General features: G+C 39.7%; 15 protein-coding genes. 3 read left to right on the forward strand and 12 right to left on the reverse strand.

The features are described from left to right. Positions 1-132: 132 nt before the first annotated feature. Both HC176_RS03155 and galE read left to right on the forward strand, forming a co-directional pair. Positions 133-1,266 (forward strand): DegT/DnrJ/EryC1/StrS family aminotransferase, encoded by a 1,134-nt coding sequence (locus HC176_RS03155; RefSeq protein WP_342448660.1) that lies wholly within the window; start codon positions 133-135, stop codon positions 1,264-1,266. Next, the gene (galE, locus tag HC176_RS03160) at positions 1,259-2,278 is read left to right on the forward strand and encodes a UDP-glucose 4-epimerase GalE (RefSeq protein WP_167916741.1); all 1,020 of its coding nucleotides are present in this window, start codon (positions 1,259-1,261) and stop codon (positions 2,276-2,278) included. Before HC176_RS03155 ends, galE begins: the two co-directional genes overlap by 8 nt. A 56-nt stretch (positions 2,279-2,334) precedes the next feature. Here the strand turns inward: galE and lspA are convergent, their stop codons facing one another. From lspA to HC176_RS03190, 7 genes are all read right to left on the reverse strand, one after another. After that, complete coding sequence (lspA, locus tag HC176_RS03165) at positions 2,335-2,850, reverse strand: signal peptidase II (RefSeq protein ID WP_167916742.1); 516 nt, start codon at positions 2,848-2,850, stop codon at positions 2,335-2,337. Further along, positions 2,851-3,744, reverse strand: coding sequence for an ACP S-malonyltransferase (gene fabD / locus HC176_RS03170; protein ID WP_167916743.1), 894 nt, complete (start codon positions 3,742-3,744; stop codon positions 2,851-2,853). A 37-nt stretch (positions 3,745-3,781) separates the two neighbouring features. Next, a complete protein-coding gene (locus HC176_RS19615; protein ID WP_209309647.1) occupies positions 3,782-3,973 on the reverse strand; it encodes a DapH/DapD/GlmU-related protein in 192 nt (63 codons plus the stop codon). After that, positions 3,970-4,218: a maltose acetyltransferase domain-containing protein gene (locus HC176_RS19620; protein WP_209309648.1), complete on the reverse strand. Its 249-nt coding sequence runs from the start codon at positions 4,216-4,218 to the stop codon at positions 3,970-3,972. The genes HC176_RS19615 and HC176_RS19620 overlap by 4 nt, the downstream gene beginning before the upstream one ends. 17 nt (positions 4,219-4,235) lie before the next feature. After that, complete coding sequence (locus HC176_RS03180) at positions 4,236-4,652, reverse strand: SRPBCC family protein (protein WP_167916744.1); 417 nt, start codon at positions 4,650-4,652, stop codon at positions 4,236-4,238. A 244-nt stretch (positions 4,653-4,896) separates the two neighbouring features. Continuing rightward, positions 4,897-6,453, reverse strand: coding sequence for an NAD(P)/FAD-dependent oxidoreductase (locus tag HC176_RS03185; RefSeq protein WP_167916745.1), 1,557 nt, complete (start codon positions 6,451-6,453; stop codon positions 4,897-4,899). A 414-nt stretch (positions 6,454-6,867) separates the two neighbouring features. Next, the gene (locus HC176_RS03190; RefSeq protein WP_167916746.1) at positions 6,868-7,782 is read right to left on the reverse strand and encodes a dihydrofolate reductase; all 915 of its coding nucleotides are present in this window, start codon (positions 7,780-7,782) and stop codon (positions 6,868-6,870) included. Between the two features lie 312 nt (positions 7,783-8,094). On the opposite strand from HC176_RS03190, the gene HC176_RS03195 reads away from it, so the two are divergent. Beyond that, positions 8,095-8,391 carry an isoamylase early set domain-containing protein gene (locus tag HC176_RS03195; RefSeq protein ID WP_167916747.1) on the forward strand — a complete coding sequence of 99 codons (297 nt, stop codon included), beginning with the start codon at positions 8,095-8,097 and terminating at the stop codon, positions 8,389-8,391. Between the two features lie 71 nt (positions 8,392-8,462). Here the strand turns inward: HC176_RS03195 and HC176_RS03200 are convergent, their stop codons facing one another. From HC176_RS03200 to HC176_RS03220, 5 genes are all read right to left on the reverse strand, one after another. After that, positions 8,463-9,287: a thymidylate synthase gene (locus HC176_RS03200; protein WP_167916748.1), complete on the reverse strand. Its 825-nt coding sequence runs from the start codon at positions 9,285-9,287 to the stop codon at positions 8,463-8,465. A 190-nt stretch (positions 9,288-9,477) separates the two neighbouring features. After that, positions 9,478-11,001, reverse strand: coding sequence for a NupC/NupG family nucleoside CNT transporter (locus HC176_RS03205; protein WP_245234828.1), 1,524 nt, complete (start codon positions 10,999-11,001; stop codon positions 9,478-9,480). A 15-nt stretch (positions 11,002-11,016) separates the two neighbouring features. Continuing rightward, positions 11,017-11,637 carry a bifunctional nuclease domain-containing protein gene (locus HC176_RS03210; RefSeq protein WP_167916749.1) on the reverse strand — a complete coding sequence of 207 codons (621 nt, stop codon included), beginning with the start codon at positions 11,635-11,637 and terminating at the stop codon, positions 11,017-11,019. A gap of 209 nt (positions 11,638-11,846) precedes the next feature. Next, positions 11,847-12,806, reverse strand: a complete 960-nt coding sequence (locus tag HC176_RS03215; RefSeq protein ID WP_167916750.1) for an electron transfer flavoprotein subunit alpha/FixB family protein — start codon at positions 12,804-12,806, stop codon at positions 11,847-11,849. Positions 12,807-12,937: 131 nt separating this feature from the next. Next, positions 12,938-13,684, reverse strand: a complete 747-nt coding sequence (locus HC176_RS03220) for an electron transfer flavoprotein subunit beta/FixA family protein (protein WP_167916751.1) — start codon at positions 13,682-13,684, stop codon at positions 12,938-12,940. Between the last annotated feature and the right edge of the window lie 388 nt (positions 13,685-14,072).

Genomic DNA, 14,072 nt, shown 5'->3' on the forward strand with positions numbered 1-14,072 from the left:
TAGCCAATGATTTTTGTAGTTTTGAAAACTATTATTCTGAAAGATTTTCGGTTGAAAAACATTTCAAATAAAGGGAAAGGCTATAACGCTTTTAAATGTCATGGCATTTGAAAGTTATAAATTTTTGAGCGCGTGAGAAAAATTCAAATGGTAGACCTAAAAGGTCAGTACAACGACATAAAAGATGTTGTTAATCCCTCAATCCACGAGGTTATTGAAACCACTGCATTTATAAACGGACCAAAGGTTCACGAATTTCAAAAAAATTTAGAGGAATATTTGGGCGTAAAGCATGTTATTCCATGTGCCAACGGTACCGATGCTTTACAAATAGCCATGATGGGCTTGGGGTTGAAGCCGGGCGATGAGGTAATTACGGCCGATTTTACCTTTGCGGCAACCGTTGAGGTGATTGCATTACTACAATTAACGCCCGTTTTGGTTGATGTTAACCCAGACGATTTCAACATTAACATCGAAGCTATTAAAAAGGCTATTACACCAAAAACTAAGGCTATTGTTCCTGTGCATTTGTTTGGGCAATGTGCCGATATGGAGGCTATAATGAATATTGCTGAAGAGCATAATTTATTTGTTATTGAAGATAACGCCCAAGCTATTGGTGCAACTTACACTTATAAAAATGGAAAAAAAGTAAAAGTCGGCACTATTGGCGATGTAGGGGCGACGTCATTCTTTCCATCGAAAAACCTCGGTTGTTATGGAGATGGCGGAGCTATTTTTACCAATAACGACGATTTGGCGCATACCATTCGCGGTATTGTAAACCACGGGATGTATGAGCGTTACCACCATGATGTTGTGGGGGTAAATTCTAGATTGGACAGTATCCAAGCTGCGGTTTTAAATGCTAAATTGCCGCATTTGGATAGATATAACGAAAGAAGAAATCTGGCAGCCACAAAATACGACAAAGCTTTAAAAAATATAGATGGCATTATAACACCGTTTAGGTCGGGTGAAGCTGATAATCACGTATTTCACCAATATACCTTACAGATAAAGGGGATTGACCGAGATGCGTTGGTGAAGCATTTAAACGAAAACGACATTCCGTGTGGAGTGTATTATCCCATTCCGTTGCACAGGCAAAAGGCTTATTTAGACGAGAGATACAACGAAGCCGATTTTGAGGTGACTAACCAATTGGTAAAGGAAGTCATTTCATTGCCCATGCACACCGAATTGGACGACGAACAAATTGAACATATAACTTCAACCATAATCAACTTTATAAATGGATAAAATTTTAGTTACCGGCGGGCTGGGTTTCATTGGTTCGCACACCGTTGTAGAATTACAGAACGAAGGCTACGAAGTAGTGATTATCGACGATTTGTCTAACTCTTCTGAAAACGTATTGCAAGGCATCACCGCCATAACCGGAAAAACGCCCATTTTTGAAAAACTCGATTTAAAAGATAAAGCTGGGGTAGAGGCCTTTTTTGCAAAATACAGCGATTTAAAAGGCGTTATCCATTTTGCGGCTAGCAAAGCTGTGGGCGAAAGCGTACAGGAACCGTTGTTGTATTATGAAAACAACATTGGTACGTTAGTTTATATTTTAAAGGAATTGAAAAAACTGCCCGAGGCGAGTTTTATTTTCAGTTCGTCGTGTACGGTTTACGGTCAGGCGGATGAATTGCCAATCACCGAAAATGCACCAGTAAAGCAAGCCGAGTCTCCTTACGGGAACACCAAACAAATTGGAGAGGAAATCATTCGAGATACCTGTAAAGTAACACCTAGTCTTAAAGCCATTGCATTGCGATATTTCAACCCGGTTGGAGCGCACGAATCGGCTAATATTGGGGAGTTGCCAATCGGAGTGCCTCAAAACCTAGTGCCGTTTATCACGCAAACAGCCATAGGATTACGTGAGAAGCTGTCTGTTTTTGGAGATGATTACCCTACACCAGATGGTACTTGCATCCGGGATTATATCCATGTGGTGGATTTGGCGAAGGCGCACGTTGTAGCTCTTCAGCGTTTGTTGGGTAATAAAAACAAGTCTAACTACGAAACGTTTAATTTAGGAACAGGTAAAGGTAGTTCTGTTTTAGAAGTAGTGAAAGCTTTTGAAAAAGTATCTGGCGAAAAACTGAATTACCAAATTGTTGGCCGTCGTGAGGGCGATATTATTTCAGCTTACGCTGATACCCAAAAAGCCAATAATGAATTGGGCTGGAAAACTAAATTGAGCTTGGATGACGCTATGCGTTCGGCATGGAAATGGGAACAGAAAGTTAGAGGATAGATTATCAAAAAAAGAATATAAAAAAGGTTGCTCAATATTTGAGCAACCTTTTTTGTTTATGCTGTTTGTGTTTTCTTTTTACTAAAACTCACAAAAACTAAAATTATCATTCCTGTGGTTACCGAAAGATCAGCCAGATTGAAAATGCCCGTTCTAAAAACGCCGCCCAAATCAATAAACAGAAAATCGGTTACTTTTCCATAAACGATGCGGTCGTAAACGTTGGCGATACCTCCTCCTATAATGCTGGAAAAAGCAAATAACGACCACTTATCCAGGCTTTTGTCTTTGATAATATAGCGTAGTACAAACCCCAAAACCAAAATTGGAAGTACGAGCAATAAAAGAACACGCAGAGTTTCGTTCAGTTCGCTACCCATACCCAAAAAGGCACCGGTATTTTCAACGTGCATTAAAACAAAGGCATCGCCAATTAATGGAATGCGTTCGCCGGGACTAATTTCATTTCTTAACCCGACGTTGGCTCGAACCAATACTTTTGAAATTTGATCGGCTGCTATGGTTAAAACAATAACCACAATAATAAAGATGGAGCGTTTGCTGAGCTTCATTTAGTTGTTGGTTTCAAAAGTTGCAGAAACGGTTTCAGATTCGCGGTTTATTTTCTTTACTAAACCTTGCAATACTTTTCCAGGTCCCACTTCTGTGAAAAGAGTAGCACCATCGGCAATCATTTGTTGTACGGATTGTGTCCAACGCACCGGAGCGGTAAGTTGAGAAATTAAATTTGTTTTTATCGCTGCCTCATCAATCACGGCATTGGCCGTTACGTTTTGATAAATCGGGCAGTTGGGTTTATTGAAAGTCGTGTTTTCAATGGCTGCCGCCAATTCTTCGCGAGCAGGCTCCATTAATGGCGAGTGAAATGCACCACCAACGGGCAATACCAAAGCGCGTTTGGCGCCTTCGGCTTTTAAAGCTTCGCAAGCTTTATTGATGGCTTCAACCTCACCTGAAATCACTAATTGACCTGGGCAGTTGTAGTTTGCAGCAACCACCACACCTTCAGTGGTTGCGCATACTTTTTCAACAATATCGTCGTCCAAACCTAAAACGGCAGCCATAGTGCTTGGTTGTAATTCGCATGCTTTTTGCATAGCTAAAGCACGTTGAGAAACCAATTTTAGCCCGTCTTCGAAATTTAAGGAACCGTTGGCCACTAACGCTGAGAATTCACCTAACGAATGCCCAGCAACCATATCTGGTTTAAAGCTTTCTCCCAAAGTTTTAGCTAAAATTACGGAGTGTAAAAATATAGCCGGTTGGGTCACCTTGGTTTGTTTTAGGTCTTCGGCAGAACCTTCAAACATGGTGTCGGTAATGGAAAAACCTAATATTTCGTTGGCTTGTTCAAACAATTCTTGAGCCAGTGGCGAGTTTTCATAAAGGTCTAAACCCATTCCTGTAAATTGTGCCCCTTGGCCTGGAAAAATATATGCGTTCATAATGTTGTCTTTTTTTGTGCAGCAAAAATAATAATAATTAACTATTATCGATGCTTTTAATGATTTTAGCTGGATTTCCGGCAATCACTACATCGTTGGGAAAACTTTTTGTAACCACCGAGCCAGCGCCAACTACTACGTTATTTCCTAAGGTAACACCGGGACAAATGGTGCTGTTGCCGCCAATAGTTACTTCGGCAACATCTAAGATACAGCAATTAAAGTTCATAAATACGTTTTTGCCAGCTTTGATGTTTGAGCCATAGTCGCAAAAAAAAACGGCGGTTCTATAAAGAGGTTTTCGCCAACTTCACCAAAAATTTCATAAAGTACTTTGGTGCGTTCCTCCAAGTGTTCTTCACTTAAATGGTTGAATTTATGAAATAACAAACGCATTTTGTGGCGTTCGGCCATTAATGAGGGATCCGACGGACTGTACATCAACCCGGCGAGCATTTTTTCTTTTTCAGTCATTAGTGTTTTGGGGTTTTCTATTTGGATTCGGCGTAAGCCTTAAAGTTATTGAGAATGGCCTGCCATCCGTCGCGTTGCATATCAATGGGATTCATGTTTTCGGCTTCAAATACAACGCTTACCTTGGTTTTTCCGTTGTCGTCTGTAAAATCAATATCGACCGTCCTCCCGTCTTCAATGGTATACACGATTTTTTTGAATTCTGAAATAAGGTTGTAAGTCGCGACAAAATCAAATCCAAAACTACCATCTTTGGCTTCCATTCGGGACGTCATTTTCCCGTTTACTTTTAAATCTACTTCAGCTTTTGGGCAATGCCAATCTACTGAAGCGAAATTCCAATTTACAATGTGCTCGGGCTGGTTGTAATATGCCCAAACAGATTCAACCGGTCTGTCGATTGTAGCTTCGATGGTGATTTTTTCGTGTTCCATTTTCTTTTGGTTTAGTGTGAATTATAAACGGATATGCGATTTCCCTATTAAAAATAAATTAAAGTCACTTCGAACAGAGTCGAGAAGACTTAAAGGCCAAAAGGTTTCGACTTTAGTTTATCTTGAGCGAAGCCGAAAGGCTCCTGACAAAATATTATTTAACTTTTAGTCAGCGGCTAAGTTTAAATAGTTGTTCGGTTCTAGTTAAAGTTGATTTTTAATTGAATCATAAGATATAAAAAAATCACATACTCCCAACAGCCGCTTCGGCACAACGTTCGCCATCCATAGCTGCGGAAATTATGCCCCCGGCATAGCCAGCACCTTCGCCACAGGGATAAAGATTGGTAATTTGTAAGTGCGCTAATTTTTCATTTCTAGGAATGGAAACCGGCGATGAGGTACGTGATTCCACACCAACAATATTGGCTTCGTGAGTGTAGTAACCTTTCATTTTTTTTCCGAAGGCATCAAAACCTTTTCGCAATCGGCTGCCAATCAATTTGGGTAATAATGAATGTAAAGGTGAGGAATTTAATCCCGGTTGGTACGATGAATCGTTTAAGCTATTCGACAGTTTGCCTTCTACAAAATCGGTGAGTCGTTGGGCAGGTGCGGTTTGGCTTCTTCCGCCAGCGGTAAAGGCCAATTTTTCTAAATCCTTTTGGTATTCCAAACCTTTTAAAACGCCGAATTTTTCATATTTGGGAAGGTCTTTATCCACATTAATTTCAACCACGATGCCCGAATTGGCGTAAAGGTTATTCCGTTTGGATGGCGACATCCCATTAACCACTACTTCGCCGTTGGCGGTTGCTGCCGGAACGATAAATCCGCCAGGACACATGCAAAAAGAGTACACGCCACGGTTGTTAACTTGTTGTACCAAACTATAGGATGCCGCTGGTAAAAGTTCGTGACGCTCGCCTGAACAATGATACTGAATACCATCAATAATATGCTGTGGATGCTCCACCCTAACGCCCATAGCAAACGATTTGGCTTCCAAAGCTACTTCCTTTTGGTGGAGCATATAAAAGATGTCGCGCGCCGAATGTCCGGTAGCTAAAATGACTTTATTCACATTCAATTCATCACCATTTTTTAATAGAATGGATTGTATTTTGTTTTCCCTGATTTTAAAGTCGGTAACACGGGTTTCAAAATGAATTTCGCCACCATAATTTAAAATAGTTTCCCTGATGTTTTTAACTACTTTTGGGAGTTTGTTGGTGCCAATATGCGGGTGGGCATCGACTAAAATTTGGTCGGTGGCGCCATGATAAACCAAGTTTTCGAAAATACGGCGTACATCACCACGTTTCAGGCTTCGGGTGTACAGTTTGCCGTCGCTATATGTGCCGGCACCGCCTTCGCCAAAACAGTAATTCGAGTCTTCGTTTACGAAATGGTTCTGGTTAATGGCCCGTAAATCGCGACGACGGTCTTGTACGTTTTTGCCGCGCTCCAAAACGATGGGCTTAAATCCCAGTTCGATGCAGCGCAGTGCAGCGTACATGCCAGCAGGGCCAAATCCAATGATATGAATGGGCTTGGCGTTTGAAACGTCTTTGTAATCGAATTGGTATTCGGAAGTTTGGGGAACCGTTTCGTTGATAAAAACCGCGACTTTATAGTTGAAAACGATATTTGGTTTTCGTGCGTCAATCGACTTTCGAAGTACTTTAATACCTGAAATATCAGCTTGATTTATCGCTAATTTTTCTGCAGATTTTAACAAGAGAATATTGCTGATTTCTTCCTCTTTTAAACTAACGCGAAGCTGAATGTCTTTTATCATACTGCAAAAGTACTTGAATTTTTTATTCCGAAATTCACAAAAACTGAATAAAAATTCATGGATAAATGGAGTGATTAATGATATAAGATTTTATCGCAAAAAAAAAACTTAGTTTTACGGAATTATTAAGAGAAAAAGTTTTTGGTTATCCGAAAAAATACTTAGCAATAATAAAAAGTTGAGTCTTTAAGGTTATATGTTCTTTTCTAAACCTATTGATAGCTTGTTAAAATCCACGGTGTTCTATAAACTACTGCCAATTTTAAAAATTAACGATTGAAAGAGTTAGTGGGAAAACGTTATAGAGCAATTTAGTTAATCTAAAAACCGAATTCTGCTTTTTCCACATAATCCCATCAAATCCTGTAAATCATAATACTTTAAAAGTAACAGTAAATCAAACTTAGTAGTAACCTACTTCCTTTCATATGTGAGGAAAGAAAAATCGAATTCGTTATCGCTGTCTTTTTTATGAAAAACATTGTTGGTTTCTTTCCAAACGTTAAAGTCTATTTCAGGAAAAAAAGCATCGGCCTCAAAAGTGCTGTGTACTCGAGTAAGCTCAATTTTATCGGCAATGCCCATGGCTTGTTTATAAATTTGTCCGCCGCCAATAATAAAAGGTTGTTTGTCACTTTTAGAAGCGTCAAGAGCATCTTCCAAGCTGTTTACAATAATAACACCGTCGGGCGCTTGGTAATTGGCTTGTCGGGTAATCACCACGTGTGTTCGGTTTGGTAATGGTTTGGGGAAACTCTCAAAGGTTTTGCGCCCCATGATAATGTGGTGTCCGCTGGTTAAGGCTTTAAAGCGTTTTAAATCGTCACTTAAGTGCCAAATGAGTTGGTTGTCTTTTCCAATGGCATTATTTTCGGCAGCGGCAGCAATAATGGTCAATGTCGATTGCTTTTTGTTGATGTTTTTTGTTTTGTTATACACCTCACTTTTGGCCAAAACGGTTTCTTCTTTTACAAGGTCTTGTTTTATCTTTTCAATGCGGTCTTTTTGTTTGGCCACAAGCTTTTCAAGTTGTTGCTTTTCCCATGCTTTTCCTATGAATTTGTGCGTCACAAAAACATTAAAAAGATGATACAAAAAGAAAAATAACCATAACAGGATAGCGAACAAAAACCATTCTTTTCCAAAAAGGGTAACATCTTTACCAATACCTATAACGGTGTTGGCTACAATTAAAAATATGGCACCGATTAAAAACAATACAAAATGAACATAAAGGCGTTTTTTTTGCTTGATGCGTTTTTGGGCGTTTTCAATAAGCTCTAATTGCTCTTTATCTATCTGTGGGCTGGATTTTTTCTTTCCGAACATATCTAAATCTATATCGGTTGTAAAGTTAAAGTTTTTTTGGTCACTGCATAATCATTAATAGAATACTGTAAAATATGTCCATATAAAAACATTGAGGTTTAAAAGTGTTGAAAATCAGTGCAAAACATGGGTTGTAAGGTTGCCAATAATATAAATTAGCCGTTGTTTTTTTTCTTTGCCACAAATTAAATGGATGCCATGTTAACAAAATGATAATTCTTTGAGCTAAAGCAGCTCAAAATTAAGGCTGTAGTAAATTGTTTTATAAATTTGTACCATATTACAACATACAACACAATTAAAATTTGAATTATGGCTATTAAAAAACAATTCTTGAAAAGCAAACCGGTTTGTAAGGTTACTTTTTCTTTACCAGCTGAAGATGCAAAAAAAGTTTCTGTAGTAGGAACATTTAACGATTGGAATGAAAAGAAAGCGGTGCTTAAAAAATTAAAAAACGGAACCTTTAAGGGGACTGTAGATTTGGAAACAGGAAACTCTTATGAGTTTAAATATATTGTTGACGGTGTTTACGTAAACGATGCTGAAGCTGATGCTTATGTATGGAACGATTTCGCCGGTGCGGAAAACAGTGTTTTAAATTTGTAGTTTTCAAGCACATATAAAACAAAAAATGCTTCCAAACTGGAAGCATTTTTTGTTTTATAAAAATCGTTAATTTAAACTGCCACAGCTCCTTTTATATGAGGGTGCGGGTTGTAGCCCTCTAAGGTAAAGTCATCGAAAGTAAAGTCGAAAATATCTTTTACTTCGGGGTTTAAAATCATTTTTGGTAACGGTCTAGGCTCTCTGGAAAGTTGTAGTTCCAATTGCTCGAAATGATTGCTGTAAATGTGGGCATCGCCAAAGGTGTGTATAAAATCACCAGCTTCGTAACCACAAACTTGGGCCATCATCATAGTGAACAACGCATACGACGCAATGTTGAACGGTACACCCAAAAAGATGTCGGCGCTGCGTTGGTACAATTGGCATGATAATTTTCCGTTGGCTACATAAAACTGAAAAAACGCGTGGCAGGGCGGAAGTGCTGCTTTTCCATTGGCCACGTTCTCGCTAAAGCTTTTTGAAGTATCGGGCAGCACCGAAGGGTTCCAGGCAGAGACCAGCATCCTACGGCTATTGGGGTTGTTTTTTAGGGTGTCTACCACCTCCTTAATTTGGTCGATTTCGTCATTGTTCCAATTGCGCCACTGGTGACCGTAAACAGGACCCAAATCGCCGTTTTCGTCGGCCCATTCGTTCCAAATTCTAACGCCGTTTTCTGTAAGGTATTTTATGTTGGTATCGCCTTTTAAAAACCATAATAATTCGTGAATAATCGATTTTAAGTGCAGTTTTTTGGTGGTTACCATAGGGAACCCCTCACTTAAATCGAATCGCATTTGGTAGCCAAAAACACTTTTGGTGCCCGTGCCCGTACGGTCGCCTTTTTCGTTGCCGTTCTCTAAAACATGCTTTACTAAGTCGTGGTATTGTTTCATGAGCCCATCTTCCGTCTTCCCAAAGGGAAGAAACTATTTAAGTTGATAAATAAATTTTGGACTAAATTAAAAATATGTGCAGAATTTTGATGGATTCTAAACAGCATAATATCAAAAGTTATTAACTTAAAAATAGATGCTTATCTCTCTAATATTTTTTCATTCCCCTTTGGGGAATTGAAGGGGCTGTTTACCCTATAATCATCCCGGCGATTGTGGCCGAAATCAAAGAGGCGATGGTTCCGCCAATTAAGGCTTTCATGCCAAATTTAGATAGTGTTTTGCGTTGCCCGGGGGCCAATGAACCAATGCCTCCAATTTGAATGCCAATGGAAGCAAAATTGGCAAATCCGCAGAGCATGTAAGTGGCCATTATAATCGATTTTTCGTAAGTTAAATGGATGCTGCTTGTTGCATTTTTTAAGTCGGCCAATTGAATGTAGCCAATAAATTCGCTAGCAGCCAATTTAATACCCAGCAACTGCCCCATAAGTGCCATATCTTCTTGGGCTACGCCAATAAGCCACATTAAAGGCGCAAAAATATAGCCGAGTATAAATTCCAATGAAAAACTATCGTATGAGGTGTTTGTTGCAATCCATATGTTTAAAGACGACCAATCGCCAACCCAACCCAAAATACCATTAAACATGGCTATAAAAGCCACAAAAACCAAAAGCATAGCACCTACGTTAACTGCCAATTTTAAGCCTTCGGTAGTACCATTGGCAATGGCATCCAAAAAATTGGAGCCTATTACTTCTTCCGAAACGGTTACGTCGGTATTCACGTTTTCGGTTTGTGGATATAGAATTTTGGAAATAACTATGGCGCCCGGTGCAGCCATAACCGAAGCAGCCAATAAGTGTTTAGCGTAAAACAATCGCAAGGCAATATCGTCTCCTCCTAAAAAGCCAATGTAAGCCGCCAAAACGGCGCCGGCAACCGTAGCCATACCACCAATCATCACCAAAAGGATCTCACTTTTGTTCATTTTTTCCAAGTATGCTTTGATTAAAAGTGGGGCTTCGGTTTGTCCTAAAAAGATGTTTCCGGCAACGCTTAAACTTTCGGCTCCAGAAATTTTCAATGCTTTTGAGAGTAGCCAAGCCATGGCTTTTACCACTTTTTGAATGATACCTAAATAAAACAGAACCGAGGTTAACGCCGAAAAGAAAATAATGGTAGGCAACACTTGGAATGCGAAAATAAATCCGAAGGTATCCATGTCGACCACCAAACCTTCAAAGAGGAATTTGCTTCCCGCTTTGGTGAATTCCAAAATCTGAACGAAGAGTCCGCCAATAAATTCAAAAGCCGATTTTATAAAGTCAATCTTTAAAACTCCAATGGCAATAAGTAGTTGAAACGCCAAACCAATCCCAATAATTTTCCAGTTTATAGCCCTGCGGTTACTACTAAAAAGAAATGCCAAAAATACTAAGGCCACCATACCCAAAATACCGCGGAATAGGCTGTTTAAGGAAAAACCTGCGCTGGGGATAATTTCTGATTGACTAAGGTTTTCAGGCGTAGTTTCGGCTACTTTGGTGGGTTGGCTATTTATTGCAGCTTGGGTTAGCGAATCGTGCGGGGTGTTAACCACCGTAACAGATTGTACAGCACCGTTTAGAGTGTCGTTGTTATTATTTTGAGCTGAAATGTGCGCATTGAGCAAAAAACAGACAGCAAAAAATAAAAACAATTTTTTCATAAAAAGATTTTAGGGTTATTCCCGTTTAGAGATTTCATCACGAATATGGGCAGCCTTTTCGTAGTCTTCCTGTGCAACGGCTTCATCCAACATTTTTTGAAGCTCGTCTAAAGTTTTACTTCTTAGGCTTTCCTTGGGAGACTCGGGTTCCAATTCCTTGGCTACCATTTCATCCATTAAAATGCTGTCTTCCGTACTTTCCTCTTCTTCCTTCTTAGGATTCACTTTTAAGTAGATACCGGCTTTGTCGAGAATGTTTTTGTATGTAAAAATAGGCGCCTGAAAACGTAGTGCCAAAGCAATAGCATCGCTAGTTCTGGCATCAATAATTTCTTCTATTTTGTCGCGCTCGCAAATAAGGCTAGAGTAAAAAACACCATCAACCAATTTGTGAATGATCACTTGCTTTACTACAATTTCAAAACGGTCGGCAAAATTTTTAAAAAGGTCGTGCGTTAATGGGCGTGGCGGACTAATTTCCTTTTCTAAAGCTATAGCTATAGATTGGGCTTCAAAAGCACCAATAACTATAGGGAGTTTACGGTCGCCATCCACTTCATTTAAAATTAAGGCATAAGCACCATTTTGGGTTTGGCTATATGAAATGCCTTTTATATTTAATCGTACTAAACTCATAATTTTTTTCAAAACGCAAAGAACTGTTTAAATTAGAACTTTACCAAGTGCCAAAGCACAATTATGTACAAAATGCTAATTTAAGCAGTTAAAAAGGACTTTACAATTTATGAAAAAAATAAATGACTCAATCAATGAGGTTTACTTTTCTGGTTTAGTCGCTACTAAAAGTTAGTTTTTATACCTAATTGTGCTGGCAATATATGGGTTTATTGTTGCGCTTTAAAGGCTTTTAATTTTTCGGTGAGTTCTGGAACCACTTGAAAGGCATCGCCAACTACGCCGTAATCGGCTGCTTTAAAGAATGGTGCTTCTGGATCGGAATTGATCACTACTTTTACTTTTGAAGCGTTTACCCCAGCCAGATGCTGAATTGCGCCCGAAATACCAACGGCAATGTAAAGGTTGGCGGCTACGGGTTTCCCGGTTTGGCCTACGTGCTCGCCGTGCGGTCTCCAGCCTAAATCGGACACGGGTTTGGAACAGGCCGTTGCAGCACCCAATACATCGGCTAAGTCTTCAATCATTCCCCAGTTTTCGGGGCCTTTTAAGCCTCTTCCGCCAGAAACCACAATCTCGGCATCGGCAATGGTTACTTTGTCGGTGGCTTTATCAACCGACTCTACATTTACAGAAAGCTCTGGAATGGATGGAGAAAAGTCTTCCGCGGAAGCGCTGCCACTATTTTCAACCAATCCGAAAGCATTGTTTGAAACGCCAACAATTTTTACATCGGTGTTAATCTGTGTGTTTTCGAAGGCTTTGTTGGTAAACGCTGAGCGTTTAACGGTAAACGGGCTCGTGCTTGAAGGTGCAGCCACCACATTAGAGGCATAACCGGCATTTAAGCCAACGGCCAATAGCGGTGCTAAATATTTACTATCGGCACTAGAGCTTACTACAACAACCTTAGCGCCTTCTTGCTCGGCAGCTTGTTGGATTGCTGCCGCATAAGCTTTGGCGTTGAATTTATTTAATTGCTCGTTACTTACGTTTAAAACTTTATCGACACCGTAGTTGGCTAAAGCCGAAGTGTCGTTGTTATTTATGGCAATGGCGGTAACAGACGTTCCTAATTGGTCTGCCACGGCTTTGGCGTACGAAGCCACTTCGAAAGCGGCTTTTTTAAATGTACCTTGTTCTGATTCTGTATATACTAAAACTGACATAATATTAGCCCCATCTAACTTCCCCAAAGGGGAAGAATTTATCCTGTGAGAGGGCAACAGGTTTTATTTTAACATTTTTATTCTACGCAATCCCAATTACTCCTCCCCCTTCGGGGAGGCCGGGAGGGGCCTTAAATCACTTTAGCTTCGTTGTGAAGTAAGTTTACCAATTCGTCTAAATTATCAGGTTCTACCAATTTAACAGCACCTTTTGGAGCTGGTTTTTCAAAGGAAACCGAATTGGTTTCGGCTTCGGCATCAACAGGACCTACTACGTTCAACGGTTTTTTTCTGGCCATCATAATACCGCGCATGTTGGGAATGCGAAGATCACTTTCTTCAACCAATCCTTTTTGTCCACCAATAACCAGTGGAAGTGCTGTGGAAACCGTTTCCTTTCCACCGTCAATTTCCCGTGTGGCTTTGGCCGAAGTGCCTTCCACTTCCAAGCCAATACAATTATTTACAAAATTGGCGTCGAGTAATCCGGCAATCATACCTGGAACCATACCGCCGTTATAGTCGATAGACTCTCGACCGGCGATAACCAAATCGTAAACGCCTTCTTTGGCGACTTTTGCTAATTGTTTGGCAACGGAAAACGCATCGGTAGCAGCGGTATCTACGCGAATAGCTTCATCGGCACCAATAGCCAATGCTTTACGCAGCGTAGGTTCTGTTTCTGGGCCGCCTACGTTAACCACACTAACCGTAGCGCCTTGTTTTTCCTTAAACCACATGGCTCGGGTTAAGCCAAATTCGTCGTTTGGGTTAATAACAAATTGTACGCCGTTGGTGTCGAACTTGGTGTCGCCATCGGTAAAATTGATTTTTGATGTAGTGTCGGGAACATGACTGATACACACTAATATTTTCATGGTGAAAGGTATATTAAAATCTCTTATTCTTTTCAGGTTACGAAGTTAATTATTTTATTCTGAATATTTGTTATGCACGCATAGTATTATTTAAAAAATTGTCCGTTGATTTTGCGAAAACCTCATTTGGCTTGATGGGTGTTAACGATTTTTAAGTTTTTTTAAAGTGCTCGTTTCTACAATTGTTCAGGAAGAATTCCCCTTATTTTTTAAATACTAAGGAGGCTGCAATGGTAGAAATATAGAATAAGTATAAAACTCTTATAAAGTAATTATAATTCAGTAAAAAAGTATTTTCACCGCAAAACCTAAAAAAAATAACAGGAATTAATGCGAATTAGATACCAAGTTTTTGCCAAAATTCTAATGAATAATTACTATTTTTGCT

The sequence above is a fragment of the Tamlana crocina genome (genome assembly GCF_012037625.1).

Excerpts from the sequence above, each read along its gene's own strand:
- galE (WP_167916741.1), top strand. The coding sequence starts at position 1,259 with ATGGATAAAATTTTAGTTACCGGCGGGCTGGGTTTCATTGGTTCGCAC.
- lspA (WP_167916742.1), bottom strand. The coding sequence starts at position 2,850 with ATGAAGCTCAGCAAACGCTCCATCTTTATTATTGTGGTTATTGTTTTA.
- fabD (WP_167916743.1), bottom strand. The coding sequence starts at position 3,744 with ATGAACGCATATATTTTTCCAGGCCAAGGGGCACAATTTACAGGAATG.
- HC176_RS19615 (WP_209309647.1), bottom strand. The coding sequence starts at position 3,973 with ATGAACTTTAATTGCTGTATCTTAGATGTTGCCGAAGTAACTATTGGC.
- HC176_RS19620 (WP_209309648.1), bottom strand. The coding sequence starts at position 4,218 with ATGACTGAAAAAGAAAAAATGCTCGCCGGGTTGATGTACAGTCCGTCG.
- HC176_RS03180 (WP_167916744.1), bottom strand. The coding sequence starts at position 4,652 with ATGGAACACGAAAAAATCACCATCGAAGCTACAATCGACAGACCGGTT.
- HC176_RS03185 (WP_167916745.1), bottom strand. The coding sequence starts at position 6,453 with ATGATAAAAGACATTCAGCTTCGCGTTAGTTTAAAAGAGGAAGAAATC.
- HC176_RS03190 (WP_167916746.1), bottom strand. The coding sequence starts at position 7,782 with ATGTTCGGAAAGAAAAAATCCAGCCCACAGATAGATAAAGAGCAATTA.
- HC176_RS03195 (WP_167916747.1), top strand. The coding sequence starts at position 8,095 with ATGGCTATTAAAAAACAATTCTTGAAAAGCAAACCGGTTTGTAAGGTT.
- HC176_RS03200 (WP_167916748.1), bottom strand. The coding sequence starts at position 9,287 with ATGAAACAATACCACGACTTAGTAAAGCATGTTTTAGAGAACGGCAAC.
- HC176_RS03205 (WP_245234828.1), bottom strand. The coding sequence starts at position 11,001 with ATGAAAAAATTGTTTTTATTTTTTGCTGTCTGTTTTTTGCTCAATGCG.
- HC176_RS03210 (WP_167916749.1), bottom strand. The coding sequence starts at position 11,637 with ATGAGTTTAGTACGATTAAATATAAAAGGCATTTCATATAGCCAAACC.
- HC176_RS03215 (WP_167916750.1), bottom strand. The coding sequence starts at position 12,806 with ATGTCAGTTTTAGTATATACAGAATCAGAACAAGGTACATTTAAAAAA.
- HC176_RS03220 (WP_167916751.1), bottom strand. The coding sequence starts at position 13,684 with ATGAAAATATTAGTGTGTATCAGTCATGTTCCCGACACTACATCAAAA.